Below are 25258 nucleotides of genomic sequence, written 5' to 3'. Positions count from 1 at the left end.
CCTTCGGCGTTGTAAGGTTAAGCCTCTCGGTTCATTAGTACCGGTTAGCTCAACGCATCGCTGCGCTTACACACCCGACCTATCAACGTCGTCGTCTTCAACGTTCCTTCAGGAGACTTTAAGTCTCAGGGAGAACTCATCTCGGGGCAAGTTTCGTGCTTAGATGCTTTCAGCACTTATCTCTTCCGCATTTAGCTACCGGGCAGTGCCATTGGCATGACAACCCGAACACCAGTGATGCGTCCACTCCGGTCCTCTCGTACTAGGAGCAGCCCCCCTCAGTTCTCCAGCGCCCACGGCAGATAGGGACCGAACTGTCTCACGACGTTCTAAACCCAGCTCGCGTACCACTTTAAATGGCGAACAGCCATACCCTTGGGACCTACTTCAGCCCCAGGATGTGATGAGCCGACATCGAGGTGCCAAACACCGCCGTCGATATGAACTCTTGGGCGGTATCAGCCTGTTATCCCCGGAGTACCTTTTATCCGTTGAGCGATGGCCCTTCCATTCAGAACCACCGGATCACTATGACCTGCTTTCGCACCTGCTCGAGCCGTCACTCTCGCAGTCAAGCGGGCTTATGCCATTGCACTAACCTCCTGATGTCCGACCAGGATTAGCCCACCTTCGTGCTCCTCCGTTACTCTTTGGGAGGAGACCGCCCCAGTCAAACTACCCACCAGACACTGTCCGCGACCCGGATTACGGGCCTGCGTTAGAACACCAGCCATTAAAGGGTGGTATTTCAAGGATGGCTCCGTGCAGACTGGCGTCCACACTTCAAAGCCTCCCACCTATCCTGCACATCAAGGACCAGTGTTCAGTGTCAAGCTATAGTAAAGGTTCACGGGGTCTTTCCGTCTTGCCGCGGGTACACTGCATCTTCACAGCGAGTTCAATTTCACTGAGTCCCGGGTGGAGACAGCCTGGCCATCATTACGCCATTCGTGCAGGTCGGAACTTACCCGACAAGGAATTTCGCTACCTTAGGACCGTTATAGTTACGGCCGCCGTTTACCGGGGCTTCGATCAGGAGCTTCTCGCAACGCGATAACCCCATCAATTAACCTTCCGGCACCGGGCAGGCGTCACACCCTATACGTCCACTTTCGTGTTTGCAGAGTGCTGTGTTTTTAATAAACAGTTGCAGCCAGCTGGTATCTTCGACTGGCTTCAGCTCCGTCAGCAAGTGACTTCACCTACGCACCAGCGTGCCTTCTCCCGAAGTTACGGCACCATTTTGCCTAGTTCCTTCACCCGGGTTCTCTCAAGCGCCTTGGTATTCTCTACCTGACCACCTGTGTCGGTTTGGGGTACGATTTGATGTTACCTGATGCTTAGAGGCTTTTCCTGGAAGCAGGGCATTTGTTACTTCATCACCGTAGTGACTCGTCATCGTGCCTCAGCGTTAAAGCAGACCGGATTTGCCTGGTCCACACGCCTACACACTTAAACCGGGACAACCGTCGCCCGGCTAACATAGCCTTCTCCGTCCCCCCTTCGCAGTAACACCGAGTACAGGAATATTAACCTGTTTCCCATCGACTACGCCTTTCGGCCTCGCCTTAGGGGTCGACTCACCCTGCCCCGATTAACGTTGGACAGGAACCCTTGGTCTTCCGGCGAGCGGGCTTTTCACCCGCTTTATCGTTACTCATGTCAGCATTCGCACTTCTGATACCTCCAGCAGACCTCACAGTCCACCTTCGACGGCTTACAGAACGCTCCCCTACCCAACAACACTTAGTGTCGCTGCCGCAGCTTCGGTGCATGGTTTAGCCCCGTTACATCTTCCGCGCAGGCCGACTCGACCAGTGAGCTATTACGCTTTCTTTAAATGATGGCTGCTTCTAAGCCAACATCCTGGCTGTCTGGGCCTTCCCACATCGTTTCCCACTTAACCATGACTTTGGGACCTTAGCTGGCGGTCTGGGTTGTTTCCCTCTTCACGACGGACGTTAGCACCCGCCGTGTGTCTCCCGTGATAACATTCTCCGGTATTCGTAGTTTGCATCGGGTTGGTAAGCCGGGATGGCCCCCTAGCCGAAACAGTGCTCTACCCCCGGAGATGAATTCACGAGGCGCTACCTAAATAGCTTTCGGGGAGAACCAGCTATCTCCCGGTTTGATTGGCCTTTCACCCCCAGCCACAGGTCATCCGCTAATTTTTCAACATTAGTCGGTTCGGTCCTCCAGTTAGTGTTACCCAACCTTCAACCTGCCCATGGCTAGATCACCGGGTTTCGGGTCTATACCCTGCAACTTAGCGCCCGGTTAAGACTCGGTTTCCCTTCGGCTCCCCTATTCGGTTAACCTTGCTACAGAATATAAGTCGCTGACCCATTATACAAAAGGTACGCAGTCACCCTCCATAAAGGAAGGCTCCCACTGCTTGTACGTACACGGTTTCAGGTTCTGTTTCACTCCCCTCGCCGGGGTTCTTTTCGCCTTTCCCTCACGGTACTGGTTCACTATCGGTCAGTCAGGAGTATTTAGCCTTGGAGGATGGTCCCCCCATATTCAGACAGGATACCACGTGTCCCGCCCTACTCATCGAGCTCACAACAGGTGCATTTTCATGTACGGGGCTGTCACCCTGTATCGCCGGACTTTCCAGACCGTTCCATTAACACACCCGCTGATTCAGACTCTGGGCTCTTCCCCGTTCGCTCGCCGCTACTCAGGGAATCTCGGTTGATTTCTTTTCCTCGGGGTACTTAGATGTTTCAGTTCTCCCGGTTCGCCTCATTAACCTATGGATTCAGTTAATGATAGTGCAACGAATTGCACTGGGTTTCCCCATTCGGACATCGTCGGTTATAACGCCTCATATCAGCTTACCGACGCTTTTCGCAGATTAGCACGTCCTTCATCGCCTCTGACTGCCAGGGCATCCACCGTGTACGCTTATTCGCTTAACCTCACAACCCGAAGATGTCTTCGGACTGCAGGCTTGAGAGACCCATTAAACGGTTATTCCGTTTATGGATTTTCAATTTTCAGCTTGTTCCGGATTGTTAAAGAGCAAATATCTCAGACCTGACTCCGCCTTCACGGCAAAATCAGCTTTGAGATACAGTGGCCGGTGACTTTCACTCACAAACCAGCAAGTGGCGTCCCCTAGGGGATTCGAACCCCTGTTACCGCCGTGAAAGGGCGGTGTCCTGGGCCTCTAGACGAAGGGGACACGAAAATTGTCTGTCACACATTGTGTGACATTTTCGTGTAGGGTGAGCTTTCGTTAACAGAAAGCGAACGGCTATATCCCGCCCTTACTCACGCCCAACGCGTAAACGCCTTGCTTCTTTTCTTTCATCAGACAATCTGTGTGAGCACTGCAAAAGACCGTATCTTCAGGTAAGGAGGTGATCCAACCGCAGGTTCCCCTACGGTTACCTTGTTACGACTTCACCCCAGTCATGAATCACAAAGTGGTAAGCGCCCTCCCGAAGGTTAAGCTACCTACTTCTTTTGCAACCCACTCCCATGGTGTGACGGGCGGTGTGTACAAGGCCCGGGAACGTATTCACCGTGGCATTCTGATCCACGATTACTAGCGATTCCGACTTCACGGAGTCGAGTTGCAGACTCCGATCCGGACTACGACGCACTTTATGAGGTCCGCTTGCTCTCGCGAGGTCGCTTCTCTTTGTATGCGCCATTGTAGCACGTGTGTAGCCCTGGTCGTAAGGGCCATGATGACTTGACGTCATCCCCACCTTCCTCCGGTTTATCACCGGCAGTCTCCTTTGAGTTCCCGACCGAATCGCTGGCAACAAAGGATAAGGGTTGCGCTCGTTGCGGGACTTAACCCAACATTTCACAACACGAGCTGACGACAGCCATGCAGCACCTGTCTCACAGTTCCCGAAGGCACTTCTCCGTCTCCGGAGAATTCTGTGGATGTCAAGACCAGGTAAGGTTCTTCGCGTTGCATCGAATTAAACCACATGCTCCACCGCTTGTGCGGGCCCCCGTCAATTCATTTGAGTTTTAACCTTGCGGCCGTACTCCCCAGGCGGTCTACTTAACGCGTTAGCTCCGGAAGCCACGGTTCATGACCACAGCCTCCAAGTAGACATCGTTTACGGCGTGGACTACCAGGGTATCTAATCCTGTTTGCTCCCCACGCTTTCGCACCTGAGCGTCAGTCTTCGTCCAGGGGGCCGCCTTCGCCACCGGTATTCCTCCAGATCTCTACGCATTTCACCGCTACACCTGGAATTCTACCCCCCTCTACGAGACTCAAGCCTGCCAGTTTCAAATGCAGTTCCCGGGTTGAGCCCGGGGATTTCACATCTGACTTAACAGACCGCCTGCGTGCGCTTTACGCCCAGTAATTCCGATTAACGCTTGCACCCTCCGTATTACCGCGGCTGCTGGCACGGAGTTAGCCGGTGCTTCTTCTGCGGGTAACGTCAATCTGATGGCGTATTAAGCCACCAGCCTTCCTCCCCGCTGAAAGTACTTTACAACCCGAAGGCCTTCTTCATACACGCGGCATGGCTGCATCAGGGTTTCCCCCATTGTGCAATATTCCCCACTGCTGCCTCCCGTAGGAGTCTGGACCGTGTCTCAGTTCCAGTGTGGCTGGTCATCCTCTCAGACCAGCTAGAGATCGTCGCCTAGGTGAGCCTTTACCCCACCTACTAGCTAATCCCATCTGGGTTCATCCTATGGCGTGAGGCCCGAAGGTCCCCCACTTTGGTCTTGCGACGTTATGCGGTATTAGCCACCGTTTCCAGTGGTTATCCCCCTCCATCGGGCAGATCCCCAGACATTACTCACCCGTCCGCCGCTCGCCGGCAAAGAAGCAAGCTTCTTTCCGCTGCCGCTCGACTTGCATGTGTTAGGCCTGCCGCCAGCGTTCAATCTGAGCCATGATCAAACTCTTCAATTAAAGTTTGATGCTCAAAGAATTAAACTGTTAGTTCGTAATGAATTAACTGTTGTTCACTCTTGAGACTTGATAATCATTTTTCGTCCGAAGACGTTGATATCAGTGCTTTCGAGTGCCCACACAGATTGTCTGATAAATTGTTAAAGAGCAGTTGCGCCGGGCTTTCGCCCCGGTCGCGAGGTGGCGTATATTACGCTTTCCTCTTTCAGAGTCAACCCCATTTTTCAGGCGTTTTCTCTATTTATTTCGTATCATCAACATCGCGAAATATTCGGATTGTTGTCTCAACGGAGGCGCATTATAGGGATCCGAAATTTTTGCACAAGGCTTTTTTTGATCTTTTTCTTCAAGTGTTGTTTTTTCACACTTTCCGCCGTAATTCTAATAGGATCCTTTCAATTCTTATTGCATTGCGAGCTGGATAGATTTTCTACCAGCACATCTTTTTATTGCCTATAACGCTACGAATTGGAGATAGCTATGCCAAATAACCTTCGCTCTTATCAAAACCATATTCCTAAACTCGGCAACAAGGTCATGGTAGATGAAGCAAGTGTAATTATCGGTAACGTGAGAATTGCTGATGACGTTGGGATTTGGCCGTTAGTTGTAATTCGCGGCGACGTAAATCTCATCACAATTGGGGCTCGCAGCAACATTCAAGATGGCAGTGTTTTGCATGTCACACATAAAACGGTGAATACTCCTGAGGGCCATCCACTGATCGTCGGCGAAGAGGTTACCGTAGGCCATAAAGTGATGCTGCATGGATGCACTATAGGCAATCGAGTTCTTGTTGGAATGGGATCAATTTTATTAGACGGTGCGATTATTGAAGATAACGTGGTTATTGGCGCAGGGAGTCTTGTTCCTCAGAATAAGCGCCTTACCAGCGGTTATCTTTATTTAGGCAGTCCGGTAAAACAAATACGCCCTTTAACTGAGATGGAAGTAGCGAATCTGAAATATTCAGCTGACAATTACGTGAAATGGAAAAATGATTATCTGGCTCAGGATAACCAAATCCAGCCTTGCTCATCTTCCTGACAGGAAAGGATCAGATCGCTGGCTTCCTCTTCCAGATCCCAGCGATTTGCGCAGAATACGGCAACAGGATCCGTTCCCCCAAAGCGTAAAAGCAAATTCTGACCTTTGATGGCACATACTAGCTGGACACCATTAACCAAAACGGGGAAGCAAACTGAAGAAGTATTAATATCCCAAGTCTGACGATCCGGGAAATGAATGGATTGATTCATGCTGAAAGTTCCTGCCTGAGTACCTCAATAACAGGTTCAATTTCCGGTAAAACATCGTGCCATAACTTCGCTGCGTGCGCAGCCTGCCCCACCAACATACCTAAGCCGTCAGCAATGCGCGTTGCGCCATGCGATTCGCACCAAAGGAGGAACGGTGTTTTCCCCGCCTGGTAAAATAAATCATAGCAACGGACTTGGGAATTAATAATAGAAGATGGGATCGCCGGAACTTCTCCAAATATTCCGCTGGAAGTGGCATTAATAATGAGATCAAACTTCATGCCTGTGAGATCGCTGAACTCTACGGCATTGATTATACCAGCATGCGAAAAAGATGTACTCAGGTCTTCTGCGCGTTTAAATGTGCGGTTCACAACTGTAACGCAACATCCTTTTGACAATAATGGGAGCAAGACACCACGCGATGCACCGCCAGCGCCGATGAGTAAAATACGATACGTCGGTTTAATAAAACACAATCGCTCTAAATCGCTTAATAAGCCTACGCCATCGGTGTTATCCCCCAGTAAACGTCCATCTTCCAGACGTTTAAACGTATTTACAGCTCCCGCCAGTTCTGCACGCTGCGTTAATTCATCCGCCCGCAAAAAGGCCTGCTCTTTGAAAGGCACAGTAATATTCGCGCCTTCTCCGCCTGAGCCAAAAAAATCATTTATCGTATTGATAAATTCGTCTTCAGGCGTAAGAACGCGCCCATATAAATAGTTCAGGTTTTCCTGCCGGGCGAATAACTGATGAATGCGTGGTGACTTACTATGTGCTATCGGATTACCAAAAACCGCATAGGTTTCCATATATTATTTTACCCTTGCCGAAAAAGTTCATCCGTTAATGCGTCTCGTATTTCGGATGGATTTAAACGCCCACTCGTGTAACCCTGAACGACCGGAAAATCATTGCCAAATTGCGACTTAACTTCATCGATTGAACGACAGGGAAGTTGCCCGCTTAAATTAGCGCTAGTTGAAACCAACGGTTTACCGAAAGCATTACATAACTCAATAACTTCTGGATGGTCAGACACACGCACTGCCAGAGAGGTAAACCGGCCAGTTAACCAACGCGGTGTTTCAGGACGCGCGGGAAATACAAAGGTTACCGGCCCAGGCCAACGGATAAAAATCCTCCGCCGCTGTTCTGCAGTAAGCGTACTATCGTCAATATATGGTTTAAGCTGCTCGAAACAAGAAGCTATCAGAATCAACCCTTTATCAATCGAACGCTGCTTAAGATGAAGTAGACACTGTACAGCAATTTCGCTATCCGGATCGCAACCAAGGCCAAAGACGGCCTCTGTAGGATACGCAACGACACATTGCTGACGAAGAAGGGAAACTATTTCAAAGAGCGGTTTCTCATACTGATGCTTTTTCACAAATATTTTACCCAGCTATTACCGGTTTTCCGCATTGCTTACTGGCACAAAATAATTTATTGCCTTGCGCCGTTTTCTTTTCAAGAAGCAGAGGATAATGGCATTCCGAACACTCACCAGCAACCGGCTTAAAATTCACCGCAAACTGACACCCTGGGTAGCGATCGCAGGCGTAGAAGATTTTGCCATATCTGGATCGGCGCTGTACCAGCCGTCCTCCTCCGCACTGTGGGCATGCGATATCCGATTCATCAGGTTTATCAATGAGCTCTGTATGCTCACAGGCCGGATATTGGCTGCAGCCAATAAACATGCCAAATCTTCCTTGTCTTAGTACTAATACACCGCCACATTCAGGGCATAATTGGCCATCCAGTTCCTTGACGATGTGACCATCAGCCTGCCCTTTAAGCGGTCGAATATATTCACAATCCGGGTAACGCGAACATCCTAAAAACGGGCCGTGTTTACCAGAACGGATTACCAACTCGGCCCCACAGTTAGGGCAGGGTTCATGCTTACGCATCTCAAATAGGGCTTCTTTCGCCATATAGATAACTTACGATGCACTGCTCAGTGCACTATGCCCTCATCAATTTCAAACAACAATTCTTCCATCTGCTGATATGCGTTTTCACAGCCGGGTATGTTAAATAACACCATCAGCACAACCCATTTAAGATCCTCAAGATCAAATTCATCGGTATCCAACGCCATCACGCGATCAATGATCATTTCCCGCGTTTCAAGGTTTAACACTTGGATTTGTTCAAGGAAGAGCAAAAAGCCCTGACAGCTAGTATCAAGACGAATGCGCTCTTCTTCCGTATAAATTCGCAGTGATAGCGGATCCGTAGCCAATTGCATCGGTACAATCTGCCCATCACGGTAATCAGCCAATTTTTCAAGCCATAACAACGCGCTGTGGATATCTGCTCGTTCAAATCCAGCTTCTGTTAAATCACGCGTCAATTTATCCTGATCGACGCGCATTTCCACCTCATTATGAATATAGGTTTCAAATAAATACATTAGTACGTCGAACATGGCTTGCCCTCCTCAACCGGACATAGCCGCCGGGTACAGCTGCGATCCATCCTGCTAACTCCAGTTCGAGTAGCTGCGCTACCGTCAATGGTACAGGTTGGCCGGCACGTTCAGCGACGACGTCAACAGGTGTAACCTCATCACCTACGTTAGCCAACAGGTGAGGAAATGGCAATGGCGCTTCTTCCAGTTCTACAAAAGAATTATTCGTTTCAGAAGTCAAAGGCGGTAAACCGGGAATATTTCCTAAGTGCTCAATAATATCTTCAGGTGACGTGACGGGAATAGCACCTTGTTTAATCAACCAATGAGGCCCTTCACTTCCGGGGCTCCCTATGGCGCCGGGCAAAGCAAAAACATCCCTTCCCTGCTCGATAGCGTATCGCGCCGTAACTAAAGATCCACTGCGTAGGCCTGCTTCCACTACTAAAACCCCTCGTGATAAACCGCTAATAATCCGATTCCGACGAGTAAAATTGCCGGGCCACGGCGGTGTCAGCAGGGGAAACTCCGAAACAATCGCTCCTCCCATCTCTATTATTTGATGCGCTAGCGCTTTATGTCGACGCGGATAAATATCACCAAGCCCATTCCCTAATACCGCAACCGTCTTACAACTGGCCTCCAGCGCAGCACGATGCGCTATCCCATCAATCCCTAATGCCAACCCACTGCTTATAGTCAACCCATGCTTAGCCATTAGATAAGAAAAATAATGTCCCCATCGTTTCCCATACCAGGAGTGACTACGACTTCCTACGACTGCAAGTTGAGGCGTTACCAGGGCTTCAGGATCTCCCCAAACGAATAATGCGCCAGGGAACCAAGATATTGCCCGAAGTAGCGGCGGATACCATGCCATATCTGCGGAAATAAGATACCGATGAGGCGCTTCCAGCCAACGCTGACTAAATGTCAGATCCTTGTGAGTTACGGAAAAAAATTGCTTTTGCTGTTTTTCTGCGATACCAGCCCTCTGTAACGCAGCGGATATTCCAACGCCCGAGTGATATAAACCTGCAGCTTTTAGCATCTTCTCGCCACTTAACCCGGTAACGGTCATTAAACGTAACCAAAGCTCGGTTGAATCCATGCAGAACCTCCCGTTCCCGATAGGAAAAGCAATCTTTGTGATTGGTCAACGATGCTGTCAATCAGGCGGGGAAATGTCTAGAATAGAGGCAATAGACCGATCAACATTTGAAGACAACTCTGGAACGCTATGGCTGTTTTACAGGTATTACATATTCCCGACGAGCGCCTTCGCAAAGTTGCGGAGCCGGTAATAGACGTTAATGATGATATACGGCGTATTGTCGACGATATGTTCGAGACAATGTACGTCGAAGAAGGTATTGGGCTTGCTGCAACGCAGGTAGATATCCATAAGCGCATTATCGTTATTGACGTCTCAGAAGATCGCGAGGGTCGTCTGGTTCTCATTAATCCAGAGCTGGTTGAAAAAAGCGGTGAGACCGGAATCGAAGAAGGATGTCTTTCTATTCCCGAGCAGCGGGCGCTTGTGCCTCGCGCAGAACGTATTAAAATCCGTGCGCTCAATCGTGAAGGCCAATCTTTTGAACTAGAAGCCGATGGATTGCTGGCTATCTGTATTCAACATGAAATGGATCATTTGGTTGGCAAACTGTTTATTGACTATCTATCTCCGCTTAAGCAGCAGCGTATCCGCCAAAAAGTTGAAAAGCTGGATCGTTTAAAAACGCGCACTTAAGAGTAAAACTAACGTGGCTCATTCACTCCGTATTGTTTTCGCCGGCACACCCGATTTCGCAGCGCGTCATCTTGACTCGCTTATAGCTTCTGAACATCAGGTTGTGGGCGTATTTACCCAGCCTGACCGCCCGGCCGGTCGGGGCAAAAAATTGATGCCCAGCCCGGTTAAGTTACTGGCGCAGGAAAATAATTTACCCGTTTTTCAGCCAGCCTCGCTGCGCGCGCCGGAGAATCAGGCAATGCTCGCTGAGCTTAACGCCGATATTATGGTTGTCGTTGCGTATGGGTTAATTCTTCCTAAAGCGGTATTAGATATGCCGCGCCTGGGTTGTATCAATGTTCATGGTTCTTTGCTGCCGCGCTGGCGTGGCGCAGCGCCGATTCAGCGCGCACTTTGGGCGGGCGATCAACAGACCGGAATCACAATCATGCAAATGGACGTTGGTCTGGATACAGGCGATATGCTGTATAAACTCTCCTGCCCCATTTGCGCAGACGATACCAGCGCAACGTTATATAGCAAACTGGCTGAATTAGGCCCTCAGGCCCTTCTTGAAACGTTAGCGATGATCGCTGAAGGTGAAGCGAAGCCCGAACAGCAAAGCGATCAACTCGTCACATACGCTGAAAAACTCAGTAAAGAAGAGGCGCGCGTTGACTGGACGCTATCTGCTATACAGTTAGAGCGCTGCATTCGCGCTTTCAACCCCTGGCCTATGAGTTGGCTGGAAATTGAACAACAACCGGTGAAAATTTGGAAGGCATCAGCAATGAGTCAAGGCTCATCGGCAGCGCCAGGCACTATCATTGCGGCAAATAAACGCGGTATTCAGGTAGCGACAGGTGACGGTGTCCTGAACCTGGAATCGCTACAGCCAGCGGGGAAAAAGGCCATGAGTATTCAAGACTTACTCAATTCTCGTAAAGAATGGTTTATCCCCGGCACTCGCCTTTCCTAACATAACTCGATTTTATAGCCCGGCGATGCCGGGCATTTTTATTTCTATGAAAAAACAAATTAATTTACGAGCTGTAGCAGCCCAGGCCATTGAGCAAGTCGTTGAACACGGCCAATCGCTGAGTCAAATATTGCCTCCCCTGCAGCATAAAGTCGGCGATAAAGATAAGGCGCTGCTACAGGAACTCTGTTTTGGCGCACTACGCGTATTGCCTCAGCTAGAATGGCTGATTAACAAGCTGATGGCGCGCCCAATGACGGGCAAACAGCGCACGGTTCACTATTTGATTATGGTTGGGCTTTACCAACTGTTACACACGCGTATCCCTCCACACGCGGCGCTGGCGGAAACCGTCGAAGGAACGGTCGCCATCAAACGCTCTCAGTTTAAAGGGCTGGTTAATGGCGTATTGCGTCAGTTTCAGCGGCAGCAGGAAACTTTACTCACCGCATTTGCGCAGTCGGAAGAGCGCTACCTTCATCCACAATGGTTAATCCAGCGAATTAAAAAGGCGTGGCCGCAGCAGTGGGAAGCCATTATTGATGCGAATAATCAGCGCCCGCCGATGTGGCTGCGAGTCAACCGTAACCATCATTCCCGGGATGCATGGCTGACACTGCTTCAGGAGGCGGGATTTACGGGATACACAGACAATCAATACCCGGATGCCATAAGAATGGCGGCTCCCGTCCCTGTACACGCCTTACCGGGTTTTGAATTAGGCTGGGTAACCGTGCAGGATGCCTCCGCACAGGGTTGCATATCCAGGCTAGAGCCCCAAAATGGCGAAAATATTTTAGACCTGTGTGCGGCACCCGGCGGGAAAACCACACATATTCTCGAAGCAGCACCGTTGGCAAATGTCACCGCTGTAGATATCGATCAACAGCGCCTCGCTAGAGTTCATGAAAATTTGAAGCGGCTGGGAATGTCAGCCAAAGTTATACAAGGGGACGGTCGATCGCCATCTCAATGGTGCGGCTCTGAAGCATTCGATCGCATACTCCTGGATGCCCCTTGCTCGGCTACCGGCGTCATTCGACGACACCCAGATATAAAATGGCTTCGCCGTGACCGGGATATCCCTGAACTGGTTAGGCTGCAGTCAGAAATACTTGATGCTATCTGGCCGCACTTAAAGCCGGGCGGCACGTTAGTTTACGCCACCTGTTCTATTTTGCCGGAAGAAAACAGTCTCCAAATCGCCAATTTTTTAAAACGGACGCCAGATGCAAAAATCAGCGCTCTCGATACAGGCGAGCAAAATTTCCCGGGCGCAGAAAAAGGCGATGGCTTCTTCTACGCAACATTAGTTAAACAGTAACAGTATGATGGACAGCTACGGATGAAAATTATCATTCTGGGTGCAGGGCAGGTTGGAGGCACGCTAGCCGAGAATTTAGTTGGAGAAAACAATGATATTACGATCGTGGATACTAACGGCGATCGTTTACGCATCCTTCAAGACAAATTTGATCTACGCGTTGTCCAGGGACACGGATCCCATCCACGTGTTCTTCGCGAAGCCGGAGCGGACGATGCCGATATGCTCGTCGCTGTAACCAGCTCCGATGAAACAAATATGATCGCCTGCCAGGTCGCTTACTCGCTGTTTACGACGCCAAACCGTATCGCGCGTATTCGCGCCCCAGAATACGTCCGCGATGCAGAGCGCCTGTTTATGCCTGATGCCGTGCCAATCGATCATCTTATCGCTCCAGAACAGCTTGTTATCGACAATATCTGGCGGCTGATTGAATATCCGGGAGCCTTACAAGTCGTCAATTTCGCGGAAGGTAAAGTCAGCCTCGCGGTAGTAAAAGCCTACTATGGGGGGCCGCTTGTAGGTAACTCACTGGCAACCATGCGTGAACATATGCCGCATATTGATACGCGAGTAGCGGCAATATTTCGCCACGATCGCCCCATTCGACCACAGGGTTCAACTATCGTAGAAGCCGGTGACGAGGTTTTCTTCATTGCCGCCTCTCAGCACATACGTGCCGTAATGAGTGAACTGCAGCGCCTTGAGAAGCCCTACAAGCGCATTATGCTGGTAGGTGGAGGTAACATTGGCGCTGGCCTGGCACAGCGGCTGGAGAAAAATTACAGCGTTAAACTCATTGAACGCAATCAACAACGCGCTGCTGAACTTGCTGAGATGCTGCAGGATACCATCGTATTTTATGGGGACGCATCCGATCAGGAGCTTTTAGCCGAAGAACACATTGAGCAAATTGATCTCTTCATTGCTGTCACAAACGATGATGAAGCGAATATTATGTCTGCCATGCTCGCTAAACGTATGGGTGCAAAAAAAGTGATGGTGCTTATTCAGCGCCGGGCGTATGTGGACTTAGTTCAAGGCAGTGTGATTGACATTGCTATCTCACCGCAGCAGGCGACAATTTCCGCCCTTTTAAGTCACGTGCGCAAAGCCGATATTGTTGGCGTCTCTTCGCTACGCCGTGGTGTGGCAGAAGCCATCGAAGCCGTCGCGCATGGTGATGAGACAACCTCACGCGTCGTTGGGCGCGTAATTAGTGAAATCAAACTTCCTCCCGGAACCATCATCGGTGCAATCGTCCGCGGTAATGATGTCATGATCGCCAATGACGATTTACGTATTGAGCAAGGCGATCATGTTGTTATGTTTTTAACGGATAAGAAATTTGTATCCGATGTGGAAAGGCTATTCCAGCCAAGTCCATTCTTCCTTTGATTTAAGTTGGGCGAAGTTGATTCGCCCTATTTACTTCGAAATGTATTAAAGCCTTATAGGTTCAATCAGATAAGAGTTATGTCATTTAATGGCAATCAGAGCATCATTTGTTAAACTTAGCCTATTAGCCTGCACAGGAGCATTTAAATGAGCTTTATTAAAGAATTTCGCGAATTCGCGATGCGTGGAAATGTCGTTGATCTGGCCGTGGGTGTCATCATCGGCGCAGCCTTCGGCAAAATTGTTTCATCTCTGGTTGCCGATATTATTATGCCACCGCTGGGGCTACTCATTGGCGGTATCGATTTCAAACAGTTTGCGTGGACAATGCGCCCTGCACAAGGCGATATTCCTGCGGTAGTGATGCATTATGGCGTTTTCATTCAGAATATCTTCGACTTTATTATTGTGGCTCTGGCTATTTTCCTCGCCATCAAATTAATGAATAAATTGCGCCGGAAAGAAGATGAACCCGAAGCAGTTGCAGAACCGACAAAAGAAGAAGTGCTTTTGAGTGAAATTAGAGATTTATTGAAAGAGCAAAATAATCGCCCTTAATTAGAAAAGGCAGTGGGAACAGTAGAGTTTCTCTCTTTTTCCACTGTCTTATCTTTCTCTAATACTCACATTTTTCTCCTCTAATTGCTTCCCTTTTTACTTCTCTATGCTAGCGAAATAACGAATCGTACGCTAATACGCATAGAGTATTATTAATAATCCACCTTTTTATGCCGATAATAACTCATGTATGCCTCCGCCCATTAGCCACCATTTCGTATTTCCATCCTTTACCAATATCAAGTTGATGTAATACCGCTCGCACCTTGCTCAAGGGCTTCGAGTATGGAACAAGACACGCTGCTATGTGCACTGCCACAACATGCCGCATGCAAGTTATCTAATGAATTTCGCATCATTTGTAGTTCTGCAATTTTAGCGTCAACCTCAGCCAACCGACTCTGCACTATATGTTTAGATTGCTGGCATGTATGGCGCTCCGGATCAATTCGGATAGACAAAAGTTCTTTAATAGCATCAAGCGTAAAACCTAATTTCTTCGCATATCGAATAAACCGCAGACGTTTCAGGTCATCATCATTGTAAAGACGAAACCCGCCTTCAGTTCTAATATCATGAGACATAAGCCCTTGCTTCTCGTAATACCGTACAGTGTCAGCTGTGACACCGGCTTGTTTAGCCAATTCTCCAATACGATACATTAGCGCCCATCTCCCATTTTCTTCACTAAATGACACCTGTATTCGCCGTGCAGGAAATCCGTATTTTGCCCAGAGAGCTTTAAACGTAGCTCTAGCAGTCGCAGTTGGCGAGTTAAGATCACATAATCAGGACCTTCTTTATGTATATTTTCTAATAAATCATTTAGCTCCACCGCTTGTTTACGTAGTTCTAATTCTGCCGGCAAGTAGCCTGTATTTTTTAGAATCCGATATGCAGTGCGCAGCTCTGAGGGTATATGTGAATCATCATCAAGGGTAATAGGCTGCCCTACACTAGGAAGATCATCAAACCCACCTTTGCGTTGAGCATCCAGGATGCGGCGCTCGGCTTTCCCGTCATAAAAACTCATATCGTTCTCTACAGGCTATACACGAAGCATCAAAAGCTATTGATATAAAAAAACCCGCCGAGGCGGGTTTTTCTACACTACTGCAGATTATTCTGCAGCGGCTTCTGCTTTCAGCTCAGGGCGATCAACGAGTTCGATGTATGCCATCGGCGCATTGTCACCTGCACGGAAACCACACTTCAGAATGCGAGTGTAGCCACCTGCGCGGCTCGCGAAACGCGGGCCAAGCTCATTAAACAGTTTTGCCACGATCTCATTATCACGAGTACGGGCGAATGCCAGACGACGATTAGCTACGCTGTCGGTCTTGGCAAGAGTAATCAGCGGCTCAACTACGCGACGCAGCTCTTTCGCTTTTGGCAGGGTCGTCTTGATTATCTCGTGACGAACCAGGGAGCCAGCCATGTTACGAAACATTGCCTGGCGATGGCTGCTGTTGCGGTTCAGTTGACGACCACTCTTACGATGGCGCATGACCTTATCCTTCTCAGTAAAACCTTAACCTGCGATCTGGTTACTCATCTGCAATACTAGCAGGCGGCCAGTTTTCCAGGCGCATACCCAGAGACAGACCGCGAGATGCCAGTACGTCTTTAATCTCAGTAAGAGATTTCTTACCCAAGTTAGGTGTTTTAAGTAGCTCAACTTCGGTACGCTGTACCAGATCACCGATGTAGTGGATAGCTTCTGCCTTGAGGCAGTTAGCAGAGCGGACAGTCAATTCCAGATCGTCAACAGGGCGCAGCAGGATCGCATCGAATTCTGGTTTCTCTTCTTTGACTTCCGGCTGACGCACATCACGCAGGTCAACGAAAGCTTCCAGTTGTTCAGCCAGAATGGTTGCCGCACGGCGAATCGCCTCTTCAGGATCGATTGTACCATTGGTTTCCATTTCGATGACCAGCTTGTCCAGGTCGGTACGCTGTTCTACACGCGCAGCTTCAACATTGTAGGCTATGCGCTCTACAGGGCTGTAGCAGGCGTCGACCAGCAGGCGGCCGATTGGGCGCTCATCTTCTTCCGAATGAATTCGGGCAGAAGCCGGCACATATCCACGACCGCGCTGAACTTTGATACGCATGCTAATAGACGCGTTCTCATCAGTCAGGTGGCAGATCACGTGCTGCGGCTTGACGATTTCGACATCACCATCATGGGTAATGTCGGCTGCAGTCACAGGGCCAATGCCAGATTTATTCAGAGTAAGAATAACTTCATCTTTGCCCTGAACTTTCACCGCCAGCCCTTTCAGGTTGAGCAGAATCTCCAGGATATCTTCCTGAACGCCTTCTTTGGTGCTGTACTCATGAAGTACACCATCAATCTCAACCTCAGTCACCGCGCAACCCGGCATCGATGAAAGCAGAATACGGCGCAGTGCGTTACCCAGAGTATGGCCAAAGCCACGCTCTAAAGGCTCAAGGGTCACCTTGGCGTGCGTCGAACTCACTTGCTCGATATCGACCAGGCGCGGTTTAAGAAACTCTGTCACAGAACCCTGCATTGTGTCCTCTCTTTGGTGCTAAGCTTTACTTAGAGTAAAGCTCGACGATCAGGTGTTCGTTAATGTCCGCAGACAGGTCAGAACGCTCCGGCTTACGCTTAAACGTACCTTCCATTTTGCCAGCATCAACTTCGAGCCAGGTTGGCTTTTCACGCTGTTCAGCCAGCTCCAGAGCGGCTTTCACGCGAGACTGCTTTTTGGCTTTCTCACGAACGCTGACAACGTCGTTCGGTTTAACCTGATAAGAAGCGATATTAACAACACGACCGTTTACCATAACCGCCTTATGGCTAACCAACTGACGTGCTTCTGCACGAGTGGCGCCAAAGCCCATACGGTATACAACGTTGTCCAGGCGGCCTTCCAGCAGAGCCAGCAGGTTTTCACCAGTGTTGCCTTTCAGACGCGCTGCTTCTTTATAGTAGTTACGGAACTGACGTTCCAGTACACCGTACATGCGACGTACTTTCTGTTTTTCACGTAACTGTACGCCATAGTCAGATAGGCGTGGCTTGCGCGCACCATGCTGACCAGGAGCTTGTTCAATTTTACACTTGGTATCAATCGCGCGAACGCCAGACTTAAGGAACAGGTCTGTACCCTCGCGACGGCTCAGCTTGAGCTTAGGACCCAAATATCTTGCCATTTTCTTTCTCCAACATTCCTAAAAACGAGCGTTATACGCGACGTTTTTTCGGCGGACGACAACCGTTGTGAGGGATCGGAGTCACATCAGTAATATTAGTGATGCGGAAACCAGCGGCGTTCAGAGCACGAATAGTAGATTCGCGGCCCGGACCCGGTCCCTTAACCATAACTTCCAGGTTCTTAATACCGTAGTCTTTCACGGCTTCAGCGCAGCGCTCTGCTGCAACCTGAGCTGCAAAAGGCGTGGATTTACGTGAACCACGGAAACCGGAACCACCGGCAGTTGCCCAACCCAAAGCGTTACCTTGTCTATCAGTAATGGTAACGATTGTGTTGTTGAAAGAAGCATGGATATGAGCCACGCCGTCAGAGACTTGTTTTCTTACACGCTTACGTGCACGAACTGGTGCCTTTGCCATTATTCAATCACCCCGATTATTTCTTGATCGGTTTGCGCGGACCCTTACGGGTACGGGCGTTGGTCTTGGTACGCTGACCGCGAACCGGCAGACCACGACGATGACGCAAACCACGATAGCAACCAAGGTCCATAAGGCGCTTGATGCTCAGGGTAACTTCACGGCGCAGATCACCTTCAACGACGAATTTACCAACTTCGTCACGCAGCGTCTCGATCTGTTCTTCAGACAGCTCACTGATCTTAACATTTTCAGCAATTCCCGCTGCGGCACAAATAGCCTGAGAACGAGTTTTGCCTACACCATAAATCGCGGTTAACGCGATAACAGCATGTTTATGATCAGGAATGTTAATGCCTGCTATACGGGCCACTATGCACTCCTATAAATTGATTATGTGCCCCATGCTGAAAAGCCCGTTTTCAGGATACTCAAATGGGAACACATAGGCATATAAAAGGTTGGCTGGCTAATCTAGCCAGCTCACCTCAACTTTGCAAGAAAAATATGCGAGATAAATCAGCCTTGACGCTGTTTATGCTTCGGCTCGGCACTGCAAATTACGCGGATGACGCCATCACGCTTAACAATTTTGCAATTACGGCATAATTTCTTGACGGAAGCACGAACTTTCATTTTTACTCTCCGTAACTTCTCAGGCGCCTTAACGGCCGTAGCCTTTCAGGTTCGCCTTCTTCAATGCAGACTCATACTGACTTGACATCATCAGAGTTTGCACTTGAGCCATAAAGTCCATGATAACGACAACGACAATCAATAGCGACGTTCCACCAAAGTAGAACGGTACTTTCATCGCATCACGCATGAACTCCGGGATCAGGCAAATAAAAGTAATATATAGGGCACCAACCAAAGTCAGGCGCGTCATTACTTTATCGATATACTTCGCCGTTTGTTCTCCCGGACGAATTCCTGGTACAAATGCACCGGACTTCTTCAGGTTATCTGCTGTTTCTCGCGGATTGAAAACCAATGCCGTATAAAAGAAACAGAAGAAAATGATTGCAGACGCATAGAGTAACACATAAAGCGGTTGCCCTGGCTGCAAATACAGCGAAATTGTTGTCAGCCAGTTCCAACCGGTACCACCCCCAAACCAGGATGCAATCGTGGCCGGGAATAGAATTATGCTGGAAGCGAAGATTGCTGGGATTACCCCGGCCATATTCACTTTCAACGGTAAATGTGTGCTCTGCGCAGCATATACACGACGTCCCTGTTGACGTTTAGCGTAGTTTACAACGATGCGACGTTGGCCACGTTCAACAAATACAACAAAAAAGGTAACGGCGAATACCAATACTGCAACCAATAGCAACAGAAGAAAGTGCAGGTCGCCCTGCCGAGCTTGCTCGATAGTGTGGGCAATTGCAGGGGGAAGCCCAGCAACGATCCCAGCAAAGATTATGATTGAGATACCGTTACCGATACCACGCTCAGTAATCTGCTCACCCAACCACATCAGGAACATAGTCCCGGTAACCAGGCTGACAACAGCAGTAAAGTAGAATGCAAAGCCTGGATTCATCACCAGTCCTTGCATTCCAGGCATATTCGGTAAACCAGTAGCTATACCAATCGACTGAAATATTGCCAATACCAAAGTGCCGTACCGGGTGTACTGGCTAATCTTACGACGGCCAGACTCCCCTTCTTTCTTCAATTCAGCTAACGCGGGGTGAACCACTGTCAGCAACTGGATAATAATAGATGCCGAGATATACGGCATAATACCCAATGCGAAAATTGAAGCACGGCTAAGAGCACCACCAGAGAACATATTAAACATTTCAATGATGGTGCCACGCTGTTGATCAAGCAACTTAGCAAGAACAGCGGCATCAATACCAGGGATTGGAATAAAAGAGCCAATGCGGAATACAATCAGCGCACCGATTACAAACAGCAGTCTGCGTTTCAGCTCGCCAAACCCGCCTTTAGCACTTTGAAAATCTAATCCCGGTTGTTTTGCCATCTGCTACTTATTCCTCGATTTTACCGCCAGCAGCTTCGATTGCAGCACGCGCGCCTTTCGTCACGCGTAAACCACGAATGGTCACAGGACGAGCGACTTCACCAGCGAGAATCACTTTCGCGAACTCCATCTGGATGCCGATAATATTAGCCGCTTTCAGCGTATTCAGGTCTACGACATCACCTTCAACTTTAGCCAGGTCAGAGAGGCGAACCTCTGCAGTGACCATAGCTTTACGAGAGGTGAAGCCAAATTTCGGCAGACGGCGATACAGAGGCATCTGACCGCCTTCGAAACCGCGACGCACGCCACCGCCAGAACGAGATTTCTGACCTTTGTGACCACGACCGCCGGTTTTGCCGAGGCCTGAACCGATACCACGTCCCAAACGCTTACCTTCACGTTTAGACCCTTCGGCCGGAGACAGAGTATTTAAACGCATCTCTTACTCCTCAACTTTAACCATGTAGGAAACCGCGTTGACCATACCGCGTACAGCAGGAGTATCCTCACGCTCTACGGTGTGACCAATACGACGCAGACCCAGGCCAAGCAGCGTTGCCTTATGTTTCGGCAGACGACCGATTGCACTGCGGGTTTGAGTAATTTTAATAGTCTTTGCCATGGTTAATTACCCCAGAATTTCTTCAACGGATTTACCACGCTTGGCAGCGACCATTTCCGGGGATTTCATGTTCTCAAGACCATCAATTGTTGCACGAACCACGTTAATTGGGTTAGTGGAACCATAAGCCTTGGCTAGAACGTTATGTACCCCAGCGACTTCAAGAACGGCGCGCATAGCACCACCGGCAATGATACCAGTACCTTCTGAAGCCGGCTGCATGAACACACGGGACCCTGTATGCACGCCTTTAACCGGGTGCTGCAGCGTGCCGTTATTCAGCGCGACGTTAATCATATTGCGACGAGCTTTTTCCATCGCTTTCTGGATCGCTGCTGGAACTTCGCGGGCTTTACCGTAACCAAAACCGACGCGACCATTACCATCACCAACTACAGTCAATGCTGTGAAGGAGAAAATACGGCCACCTTTAACGGTTTTCGATACGCGATTTACCGCGATCAGCTTTTCCTGCAGTTCGCCAGCTTGTTTTTCGATGTGAGCCATCTTACACCTCTACCTTAGAACTGAAGGCCAGCTTCACGGGCAGCATCTGCCAGTGCCTGGACACGACCATGATATTGGAAACCGGAACGGTCAAAAGAAACACCTTTGATGCCTTTTTCCAGAGCGCGTTCTGCTACAGCTTTACCCACTGCTGCAGCGGCGTCTTTGTTACCGGTATACTTCAGTTGTTCAGCAATAGCTTTTTCTACAGTAGAAGCGGCTACCAGAACTTCAGAACCGTTCGATGCGATTACCTGGGCGTATATATGACGCGGGGTACGATGTACCACCAGGCGAGTCGCACCCAGCTCCTGGAGCTTGCGACGTGCGCGGGTCGCACGACGGATACGAGCAGATTTCTTATCCATAGTGTTACCTTACTTCTTCTTAGCCTCTTTGGTACGCACGACTTCGTCGGCGTAACGAACACCCTTGCCTTTATAAGGCTCAGGACGACGGTAGGCGCGCACGTCAGCAGCAACCTGGCCGACCAGCTGTTTATCCGCGCTTTTCAACACGATTTCAGTCTGAGACGGACATTCAGCAGTAACGCCTGCCGGCAGCTGATGCTCAATAGGATGCGAAAAACCTAATGACAGGTTTAAAGCATTCCCCTTGACCGCTGCACGATAACCTACACCAACCAGCTGAAGCTTCTTAGTGAAGCCTTCGGTAACACCAATAACCATTGAATTCAGTAAAGCACGGGCGGTACCCGCCTGCGCCCAACCATCTGCATATCCGTCACGCGGACCGAAGTTCAGCGCATCGTCTGCATGTTTAACTTCAACAGCATTGTTGATAGTACGAGTCAGCTCGCCGTTTTTACCTTTGATCGTAATAACCTGACCGTTGAGTTTAACGTCAACGCCGGCAGGAATAACGACCGGTGCTTTAGCAACACGAGACATTTTTTCCTCCGATTAGGCTACGTAGCAGATAATTTCGCCACCAAGACCAGCCTGGCGCGCTGCACGATCGGTCATAACACCTTTTGAGGTAGAAACGACAGCAATACCCAGTCCGGCCATAACTTTCGGCAGCTCATCTTTTTTCTTATAGATGCGCAGACCAGGACGGCTGACACGCTGAATGCTTTCTACCACAGCTTTACCCTGGAAATACTTAAGCGTAACTTCCAGTTCCGGCTTAGTGTCGCCTTCAATTTTAAAATCTTCGATATAACCTTCTTCCTTCAGCACGTTGGCAATTGCCACTTTCAGCCTGGAGGAAGGCATGGTGACCGCAACTTTGTTCGCGGCCTGACCGTTACGGATACGGGTCAGCATATCCGCGATCGGATCTTGCATGCTCATCTGTCTTTACTCCCGTGATTCAATTGGTGACAATTACCAGCTAGCCTTTTTCAGACCCGGGATTTCACCGCGCATGGCGGCTTCACGGACCTTGATACGGCTCAACCCGAACTTCCGCAGGAAAGCATGCGGACGACCAGTTTGACGGCAGCGATTACGCTGACGGGACGGGCTGGAATCACGCGGCAGAGTCTGCAGCTTGAGAACAGCGTTCCAACGATCTTCGTCGGTTGCGTTCACATCAGAAATGATAGCTTTCAGTTCAGCGCGTTTAGCGAAGAACTTTTCAGCCAGAGCAGCGCGTTTTACTTCGCGTGCTTTCATTGATTGCTTAGCCATGAAGTAACCCTACCTTACTTGCGGAACGGGAAGTCAAAGGCAGCCAGCAGAGCACGGCCTTCATCATCAGATTTCGCAGTAGTGGTAATGGTAATATCCAAACCACGAACGCGATCGACTTTATCGTAATCGATTTCTGGGAAGATGATCTGCTCACGGACACCCATGCTGTAGTTACCACGACCGTCGAAAGACTTAGCGGACAAACCGCGGAAGTCACGGATACGCGGTACAGCAATAGCGATCAGACGCTCAAGAAACTCCCACATGCGTTCGCCACGCAGAGTTACTTTACAGCCGATCGGATAGCCCTGACGGATTTTGAAGCCTGCAACAGATTTGCGTGCTTTGGTGATGAGCGGTTTTTGACCGGAGATAGCTGCCAAATCAGCTGCTGCGTTATCCAGCAGTTTTTTGTCAGCGATCGCTTCACCAACACCCATATTCAGGGTGATCTTCTCGACCCGAGGGACTTGCATGACAGAATTGTAGTTAAACTCGGTCATGAGTTTCTTAACTACTTCGTCTTTGTAGTAATCATGCAGTTTCGCCATCGTACTACTCCAAATTACTTGATAGTTTCGCTATTAGACTTGAAGAAACGGACTTTTTTTCCATCTTCGAATCTAAAGCCTACACGGTCAGCCTTACCGGTTGCCGTATTGAAGATTGCAACGTTAGAAACCTGAATAGCTGCTTCTTTTTCAACGATGCCACCCGGTTGGTTCAGAGCCGGAACCGGCTTCTGGTGTTTCTTAACCAGGTTGATACCTTCAACAATGACCTTACCAGAAGACAGGACATTTTTTACTTTACCGCGCTTACCTTTATCTTTGCCGGTTAGCACGATAACTTCGTCATCACGACGGATTTTCGCTGCCATGTTCGCTCCTTAGAGTACTTCTGGTGCCAGGGAGATTATTTTCATAAACTTCTCAGAACGAAGTTCACGAGTAACCGGCCCAAAAATACGCGTACCGATGGGCTGCTCGCTGTTGTTGTTCAGAAGAACACAAGCATTGCCATCGAAGCGAACGACAGAACCGTCAGGGCGACGAACACCCTTCCTGGTGCGCACCACTACCGCCTTCAGCACATCACCTTTTTTGACCTTACCACGCGGAATTGCTTCTTTGATGGTGATCTTGATGATGTCGCCTACGCCTGCGTAGCGACGGTGCGAGCCACCCAGAACCTTGATACACATTACGCGACGCGCGCCGGAGTTGTCGGCGACGTTCAGCATAGTCTGTTCCTGGATCATTTAGTGCTCCGCTAATGTCAACTACTACTTCGGGACCCGATATACAGGTCGTTAGAAAACCCCATAAACGAGGGCGCGGCATTATAACACCGCTTACTGTTCATGGATAGAAAAATAAACGGCCCATCGCTGGGCCGTTTATTGGTCGAGAGGCAAGTCTGTATTACAGAACCGCTTTCTCTATAACGCGAACCAAAGCCCAAGACTTGGTCTTAGACAGCGGACGAGTTTCGCGGATTTCAACCACGTCACCGATGCCGCATTCATTGTTCTCGTCATGGATGTGCAGTTTCGTCGTACGTTTAATGAATTTACCGTAGATCGGGTGCTTCACGAAACGCTCGATAGCAACAACAGCAGATTTCTGCATTTTGTCACTAACAACACGACCCTGCAGAGTACGGATTTTATCGGTCATTACGCACCCGCCTTCTGAGTCAGTAAAGTCTTAACGCGTGCGACATCACGACGCACTTGCTTCAACAGGTGAGTCTGCTGTAGCTGACCACTTGCAGCCTGCATACGCAGGTTGAACTGCTCGCGCAGCAGATTAAGCAGCTCGGTGTTCAGCTCTTCAACACTCTTTTCACGCAGCTCTTTTGCTTTCATTACATCACCGTCTTAGTTACAAAGGTGGTTTTGATCGGCAGTTTCGCTGCTGCCAGCTTGAATGCTTCACGGGCCAGCTCTTCCGGTACACCGTCCATTTCATACAGGACTTTACCCGGCTGGATCAAGGCAACCCAATACTCCACGTTACCTTTACCTTTACCCATACGCACTTCAAGTGGCTTTTCGGTGATTGGTTTGTCCGGGAATACTCGGATCCAGATCTTACCCTGACGCTTAACTGCACGGGTCATTGCACGACGTGCTGCTTCGATCTGACGGGCAGTCAGACGACCACGACCAACAGCCTTCAGACCGAAGGTGCCGAAGCTGACATCCGTACCGGCAGCCAGACCACGGTTGCGGCCTTTGTGCATTTTACGGAATTTTGTACGCTTTGGTTGTAACATCAGCGACGCT

The 25258-nt window shown here is 49.4% G+C and carries 34 protein-coding genes, 1 tRNA gene and 2 rRNA genes; 6 read left to right on the top strand and 31 right to left on the bottom strand.

The window, feature by feature from the left end; translation table 11 throughout:
* Positions 1-13 precede the first annotated feature (13 nt).
* The 3 genes from SFA31_RS05000 to SFA31_RS04990 all read right to left on the bottom strand — a co-directional run bounded on the left by SFA31_RS05000 (position 14) and on the right by SFA31_RS04990 (position 4903).
* Positions 14-2924, bottom strand: a 23S ribosomal RNA gene (locus tag SFA31_RS05000).
* A 190-nt stretch (positions 2925-3114) separates the two neighbouring features.
* Positions 3115-3190 (bottom strand) — tRNA-Glu (locus SFA31_RS04995).
* Positions 3191-3361: 171 nt separating this feature from the next.
* Positions 3362-4903 (bottom strand): 16S ribosomal RNA (locus SFA31_RS04990).
* Together the 16S and 23S rRNA genes with 1 tRNA gene alongside form the textbook arrangement of a ribosomal RNA operon.
* A gap of 480 nt (positions 4904-5383) precedes the next feature.
* Here SFA31_RS04990 and SFA31_RS04985 point away from each other — a divergent pair.
* Positions 5384-5950, top strand: a complete 567-nt coding sequence (locus SFA31_RS04985; protein ID WP_322836981.1) for a gamma carbonic anhydrase family protein — start codon at positions 5384-5386, stop codon at positions 5948-5950.
* On the opposite strand, the gene SFA31_RS04980 is transcribed toward SFA31_RS04985, so the two are convergent.
* Genes SFA31_RS04980 through dprA form a run of 6 tightly spaced genes read right to left on the bottom strand, consistent with a single transcriptional unit; the run spans position 5914 to position 9698 of the window.
* Positions 5914-6162 (bottom strand): DUF1488 domain-containing protein, encoded by a 249-nt coding sequence (locus SFA31_RS04980; protein WP_322836980.1) that lies wholly within the window; start codon positions 6160-6162, stop codon positions 5914-5916. The genes SFA31_RS04985 and SFA31_RS04980 overlap by 37 nt on opposite strands.
* A complete protein-coding gene (gene aroE, locus SFA31_RS04975) occupies positions 6159-6977 on the bottom strand; it encodes a shikimate dehydrogenase (RefSeq protein WP_322836979.1) in 819 nt (272 codons plus the stop codon). The genes SFA31_RS04980 and aroE overlap by 4 nt, the downstream gene beginning before the upstream one ends.
* Positions 6978-6985: 8 nt before the next feature.
* A complete protein-coding gene (tsaC, locus tag SFA31_RS04970) occupies positions 6986-7558 on the bottom strand; it encodes an L-threonylcarbamoyladenylate synthase type 1 TsaC (protein ID WP_322836978.1) in 573 nt (190 codons plus the stop codon).
* Between the two features lie 7 nt (positions 7559-7565).
* Entirely contained in the window at positions 7566-8108 is a 543-nt protein-coding gene (locus SFA31_RS04965) for a topoisomerase DNA-binding C4 zinc finger domain-containing protein (protein WP_322836977.1), read from the bottom strand.
* Positions 8109-8131: 23 nt separating this feature from the next.
* Entirely contained in the window at positions 8132-8605 is a 474-nt protein-coding gene (gene smg, locus SFA31_RS04960; protein ID WP_322836976.1) for a DUF494 family protein Smg, read from the bottom strand.
* Positions 8577-9698, bottom strand: a complete 1122-nt coding sequence (dprA, locus tag SFA31_RS04955; protein ID WP_322836975.1) for a DNA-protecting protein DprA — start codon at positions 9696-9698, stop codon at positions 8577-8579. Before dprA ends, smg begins: the two co-directional genes overlap by 29 nt.
* 129 nt (positions 9699-9827) lie before the next feature.
* On the opposite strand from dprA, the gene def reads away from it, so the two are divergent.
* The 5 genes from def (at position 9828) to mscL (ending at position 14578) form a co-directional block, all read left to right on the top strand.
* Positions 9828-10337 (top strand): peptide deformylase, encoded by a 510-nt coding sequence (gene def, locus SFA31_RS04950; RefSeq protein ID WP_322836974.1) that lies wholly within the window; start codon positions 9828-9830, stop codon positions 10335-10337.
* Positions 10338-10350: 13 nt separating this feature from the next.
* On the top strand, positions 10351-11298 hold the full coding sequence (gene fmt / locus SFA31_RS04945) for a methionyl-tRNA formyltransferase (RefSeq protein ID WP_322836973.1): 948 nt from the start codon (positions 10351-10353) through the stop codon (positions 11296-11298).
* Positions 11299-11344: 46 nt separating this feature from the next.
* A complete protein-coding gene (gene rsmB, locus SFA31_RS04940; RefSeq protein WP_322836972.1) occupies positions 11345-12622 on the top strand; it encodes a 16S rRNA (cytosine(967)-C(5))-methyltransferase RsmB in 1278 nt (425 codons plus the stop codon).
* Positions 12623-12643: 21 nt separating this feature from the next.
* Entirely contained in the window at positions 12644-14020 is a 1377-nt protein-coding gene (gene trkA, locus SFA31_RS04935; protein ID WP_322836971.1) for a Trk system potassium transporter TrkA, read from the top strand.
* 147 nt (positions 14021-14167) lie between these two features.
* Positions 14168-14578 carry a large-conductance mechanosensitive channel protein MscL gene (gene mscL, locus SFA31_RS04930; RefSeq protein WP_322836970.1) on the top strand — a complete coding sequence of 137 codons (411 nt, stop codon included), beginning with the start codon at positions 14168-14170 and terminating at the stop codon, positions 14576-14578.
* A 239-nt stretch (positions 14579-14817) separates the two neighbouring features.
* Here mscL and zntR read toward each other — a convergent pair whose 3' ends face one another.
* The 22 genes from zntR to rplP all read right to left on the bottom strand — a co-directional run bounded on the left by zntR (position 14818) and on the right by rplP (position 25248).
* Positions 14818-15240: a Zn(2+)-responsive transcriptional regulator gene (zntR, locus tag SFA31_RS04925; RefSeq protein WP_322836969.1), complete on the bottom strand. Its 423-nt coding sequence runs from the start codon at positions 15238-15240 to the stop codon at positions 14818-14820.
* A complete protein-coding gene (locus tag SFA31_RS04920) occupies positions 15240-15611 on the bottom strand; it encodes a DnaJ family domain-containing protein (RefSeq protein WP_322836968.1) in 372 nt (123 codons plus the stop codon). The genes zntR and SFA31_RS04920 overlap by 1 nt, the downstream gene beginning before the upstream one ends.
* Before the next feature lie 87 nt (positions 15612-15698).
* Positions 15699-16085 carry a 50S ribosomal protein L17 gene (rplQ, locus tag SFA31_RS04915; protein WP_322836967.1) on the bottom strand — a complete coding sequence of 129 codons (387 nt, stop codon included), beginning with the start codon at positions 16083-16085 and terminating at the stop codon, positions 15699-15701.
* A gap of 40 nt (positions 16086-16125) precedes the next feature.
* A complete protein-coding gene (locus tag SFA31_RS04910; RefSeq protein WP_322836966.1) occupies positions 16126-17115 on the bottom strand; it encodes a DNA-directed RNA polymerase subunit alpha in 990 nt (329 codons plus the stop codon).
* A 25-nt stretch (positions 17116-17140) separates the two neighbouring features.
* Entirely contained in the window at positions 17141-17761 is a 621-nt protein-coding gene (gene rpsD, locus SFA31_RS04905) for a 30S ribosomal protein S4 (protein ID WP_322836965.1), read from the bottom strand.
* 31 nt (positions 17762-17792) lie between these two features.
* Complete coding sequence (rpsK, locus tag SFA31_RS04900; RefSeq protein ID WP_025902031.1) at positions 17793-18182, bottom strand: 30S ribosomal protein S11; 390 nt, start codon at positions 18180-18182, stop codon at positions 17793-17795.
* Positions 18183-18198: 16 nt separating this feature from the next.
* Positions 18199-18555: a 30S ribosomal protein S13 gene (rpsM, locus tag SFA31_RS04895; protein WP_322836964.1), complete on the bottom strand. Its 357-nt coding sequence runs from the start codon at positions 18553-18555 to the stop codon at positions 18199-18201.
* A 146-nt stretch (positions 18556-18701) separates the two neighbouring features.
* Entirely contained in the window at positions 18702-18818 is a 117-nt protein-coding gene (rpmJ, locus tag SFA31_RS04890; protein ID WP_000868187.1) for a 50S ribosomal protein L36, read from the bottom strand.
* Positions 18819-18846: 28 nt separating this feature from the next.
* The gene (gene secY, locus SFA31_RS04885; protein WP_322836963.1) at positions 18847-20178 is read right to left on the bottom strand and encodes a preprotein translocase subunit SecY; all 1332 of its coding nucleotides are present in this window, start codon (positions 20176-20178) and stop codon (positions 18847-18849) included.
* A 7-nt stretch (positions 20179-20185) separates the two neighbouring features.
* The gene (rplO, locus tag SFA31_RS04880; RefSeq protein WP_322836962.1) at positions 20186-20620 is read right to left on the bottom strand and encodes a 50S ribosomal protein L15; all 435 of its coding nucleotides are present in this window, start codon (positions 20618-20620) and stop codon (positions 20186-20188) included.
* A 3-nt stretch (positions 20621-20623) separates the two neighbouring features.
* Positions 20624-20803: a 50S ribosomal protein L30 gene (rpmD, locus tag SFA31_RS04875; protein WP_004846568.1), complete on the bottom strand. Its 180-nt coding sequence runs from the start codon at positions 20801-20803 to the stop codon at positions 20624-20626.
* A 6-nt stretch (positions 20804-20809) separates the two neighbouring features.
* Entirely contained in the window at positions 20810-21310 is a 501-nt protein-coding gene (rpsE, locus tag SFA31_RS04870; RefSeq protein WP_238715162.1) for a 30S ribosomal protein S5, read from the bottom strand.
* 14 nt (positions 21311-21324) lie between these two features.
* Positions 21325-21678: a 50S ribosomal protein L18 gene (gene rplR / locus SFA31_RS04865; protein ID WP_322836961.1), complete on the bottom strand. Its 354-nt coding sequence runs from the start codon at positions 21676-21678 to the stop codon at positions 21325-21327.
* A gap of 9 nt (positions 21679-21687) precedes the next feature.
* Positions 21688-22221: a 50S ribosomal protein L6 gene (rplF, locus tag SFA31_RS04860; protein ID WP_322836960.1), complete on the bottom strand. Its 534-nt coding sequence runs from the start codon at positions 22219-22221 to the stop codon at positions 21688-21690.
* A 12-nt stretch (positions 22222-22233) separates the two neighbouring features.
* On the bottom strand, positions 22234-22626 hold the full coding sequence (gene rpsH, locus SFA31_RS04855) for a 30S ribosomal protein S8 (RefSeq protein WP_322836959.1): 393 nt from the start codon (positions 22624-22626) through the stop codon (positions 22234-22236).
* A 33-nt stretch (positions 22627-22659) separates the two neighbouring features.
* Positions 22660-22965, bottom strand: a complete 306-nt coding sequence (gene rpsN / locus SFA31_RS04850; protein WP_322836958.1) for a 30S ribosomal protein S14 — start codon at positions 22963-22965, stop codon at positions 22660-22662.
* 14 nt (positions 22966-22979) lie between these two features.
* On the bottom strand, positions 22980-23519 hold the full coding sequence (gene rplE, locus SFA31_RS04845) for a 50S ribosomal protein L5 (RefSeq protein ID WP_322836957.1): 540 nt from the start codon (positions 23517-23519) through the stop codon (positions 22980-22982).
* 14 nt (positions 23520-23533) lie between these two features.
* Entirely contained in the window at positions 23534-23848 is a 315-nt protein-coding gene (gene rplX, locus SFA31_RS04840) for a 50S ribosomal protein L24 (RefSeq protein ID WP_000729187.1), read from the bottom strand.
* A gap of 9 nt (positions 23849-23857) precedes the next feature.
* Positions 23858-24229: a 50S ribosomal protein L14 gene (gene rplN / locus SFA31_RS04835; RefSeq protein ID WP_035344535.1), complete on the bottom strand. Its 372-nt coding sequence runs from the start codon at positions 24227-24229 to the stop codon at positions 23858-23860.
* A gap of 163 nt (positions 24230-24392) precedes the next feature.
* Positions 24393-24647 carry a 30S ribosomal protein S17 gene (gene rpsQ / locus SFA31_RS04830; RefSeq protein WP_322836956.1) on the bottom strand — a complete coding sequence of 85 codons (255 nt, stop codon included), beginning with the start codon at positions 24645-24647 and terminating at the stop codon, positions 24393-24395.
* Positions 24647-24838: a 50S ribosomal protein L29 gene (gene rpmC / locus SFA31_RS04825; protein ID WP_008457158.1), complete on the bottom strand. Its 192-nt coding sequence runs from the start codon at positions 24836-24838 to the stop codon at positions 24647-24649. Before rpmC ends, rpsQ begins: the two co-directional genes overlap by 1 nt.
* A complete protein-coding gene (gene rplP, locus SFA31_RS04820; RefSeq protein ID WP_032116388.1) occupies positions 24838-25248 on the bottom strand; it encodes a 50S ribosomal protein L16 in 411 nt (136 codons plus the stop codon). The genes rpmC and rplP overlap by 1 nt, the downstream gene beginning before the upstream one ends.
* Positions 25249-25258 lie beyond the last annotated feature (10 nt).

This window comes from Erwinia sp. HR93, from assembly GCF_034555055.1.
Taxonomy (GTDB): domain Bacteria; phylum Pseudomonadota; class Gammaproteobacteria; order Enterobacterales; family Enterobacteriaceae; genus Apirhabdus; species Apirhabdus apintestini.
Note: the sequence above shows the minus strand (reverse complement) of the source record. Positions and strands in the feature narration are given on the sequence as shown.

What these genes read in the sequence shown, in the direction of transcription:
- rpmD (WP_004846568.1), bottom strand. Translation starts at nt 20,803, where the DNA reads ATGGCAAAGACTATTAAAATTACTCAAACCCGCAGTGCAATCGGTCGT.
- rplN (WP_035344535.1), bottom strand. Translation starts at nt 24,229, where the DNA reads ATGATCCAGGAACAGACTATGCTGAACGTCGCCGACAACTCCGGCGCG.
- dprA (WP_322836975.1), bottom strand. Translation starts at nt 9,698, where the DNA reads ATGGATTCAACCGAGCTTTGGTTACGTTTAATGACCGTTACCGGGTTA.
- def (WP_322836974.1), top strand. Translation starts at nt 9,828, where the DNA reads ATGGCTGTTTTACAGGTATTACATATTCCCGACGAGCGCCTTCGCAAA.
- rpsD (WP_322836965.1), bottom strand. Translation starts at nt 17,761, where the DNA reads ATGGCAAGATATTTGGGTCCTAAGCTCAAGCTGAGCCGTCGCGAGGGT.
- rpsE (WP_238715162.1), bottom strand. Translation starts at nt 21,310, where the DNA reads ATGGCTCACATCGAAAAACAAGCTGGCGAACTGCAGGAAAAGCTGATC.
- rplE (WP_322836957.1), bottom strand. Translation starts at nt 23,519, where the DNA reads ATGGCGAAACTGCATGATTACTACAAAGACGAAGTAGTTAAGAAACTC.
- SFA31_RS04965 (WP_322836977.1), bottom strand. Translation starts at nt 8,108, where the DNA reads ATGGCGAAAGAAGCCCTATTTGAGATGCGTAAGCATGAACCCTGCCCT.
- SFA31_RS04980 (WP_322836980.1), bottom strand. Translation starts at nt 6,162, where the DNA reads ATGAATCAATCCATTCATTTCCCGGATCGTCAGACTTGGGATATTAAT.
- rpsQ (WP_322836956.1), bottom strand. Translation starts at nt 24,647, where the DNA reads ATGACCGATAAAATCCGTACTCTGCAGGGTCGTGTTGTTAGTGACAAA.
- rplP (WP_032116388.1), bottom strand. Translation starts at nt 25,248, where the DNA reads ATGTTACAACCAAAGCGTACAAAATTCCGTAAAATGCACAAAGGCCGC.
- rplR (WP_322836961.1), bottom strand. Translation starts at nt 21,678, where the DNA reads ATGGATAAGAAATCTGCTCGTATCCGTCGTGCGACCCGCGCACGTCGC.
- rpsK (WP_025902031.1), bottom strand. Translation starts at nt 18,182, where the DNA reads ATGGCAAAGGCACCAGTTCGTGCACGTAAGCGTGTAAGAAAACAAGTC.
- smg (WP_322836976.1), bottom strand. Translation starts at nt 8,605, where the DNA reads ATGTTCGACGTACTAATGTATTTATTTGAAACCTATATTCATAATGAG.
- zntR (WP_322836969.1), bottom strand. Translation starts at nt 15,240, where the DNA reads ATGTATCGTATTGGAGAATTGGCTAAACAAGCCGGTGTCACAGCTGAC.
- rpmJ (WP_000868187.1), bottom strand. Translation starts at nt 18,818, where the DNA reads ATGAAAGTTCGTGCTTCCGTCAAGAAATTATGCCGTAATTGCAAAATT.
- SFA31_RS04985 (WP_322836981.1), top strand. Translation starts at nt 5,384, where the DNA reads ATGCCAAATAACCTTCGCTCTTATCAAAACCATATTCCTAAACTCGGC.
- SFA31_RS04920 (WP_322836968.1), bottom strand. Translation starts at nt 15,611, where the DNA reads ATGAGTTTTTATGACGGGAAAGCCGAGCGCCGCATCCTGGATGCTCAA.
- trkA (WP_322836971.1), top strand. Translation starts at nt 12,644, where the DNA reads ATGAAAATTATCATTCTGGGTGCAGGGCAGGTTGGAGGCACGCTAGCC.
- SFA31_RS04910 (WP_322836966.1), bottom strand. Translation starts at nt 17,115, where the DNA reads ATGCAGGGTTCTGTGACAGAGTTTCTTAAACCGCGCCTGGTCGATATC.
- rpsN (WP_322836958.1), bottom strand. Translation starts at nt 22,965, where the DNA reads ATGGCTAAGCAATCAATGAAAGCACGCGAAGTAAAACGCGCTGCTCTG.
- secY (WP_322836963.1), bottom strand. Translation starts at nt 20,178, where the DNA reads ATGGCAAAACAACCGGGATTAGATTTTCAAAGTGCTAAAGGCGGGTTT.
- rplQ (WP_322836967.1), bottom strand. Translation starts at nt 16,085, where the DNA reads ATGCGCCATCGTAAGAGTGGTCGTCAACTGAACCGCAACAGCAGCCAT.
- aroE (WP_322836979.1), bottom strand. Translation starts at nt 6,977, where the DNA reads ATGGAAACCTATGCGGTTTTTGGTAATCCGATAGCACATAGTAAGTCA.
- rsmB (WP_322836972.1), top strand. Translation starts at nt 11,345, where the DNA reads ATGAAAAAACAAATTAATTTACGAGCTGTAGCAGCCCAGGCCATTGAG.
- rplO (WP_322836962.1), bottom strand. Translation starts at nt 20,620, where the DNA reads ATGCGTTTAAATACTCTGTCTCCGGCCGAAGGGTCTAAACGTGAAGGT.
- rplF (WP_322836960.1), bottom strand. Translation starts at nt 22,221, where the DNA reads ATGTCTCGTGTTGCTAAAGCACCGGTCGTTATTCCTGCCGGCGTTGAC.
- mscL (WP_322836970.1), top strand. Translation starts at nt 14,168, where the DNA reads ATGAGCTTTATTAAAGAATTTCGCGAATTCGCGATGCGTGGAAATGTC.
- rpmC (WP_008457158.1), bottom strand. Translation starts at nt 24,838, where the DNA reads ATGAAAGCAAAAGAGCTGCGTGAAAAGAGTGTTGAAGAGCTGAACACC.
- rpsH (WP_322836959.1), bottom strand. Translation starts at nt 22,626, where the DNA reads ATGAGCATGCAAGATCCGATCGCGGATATGCTGACCCGTATCCGTAAC.
- rplX (WP_000729187.1), bottom strand. Translation starts at nt 23,848, where the DNA reads ATGGCAGCGAAAATCCGTCGTGATGACGAAGTTATCGTGCTAACCGGC.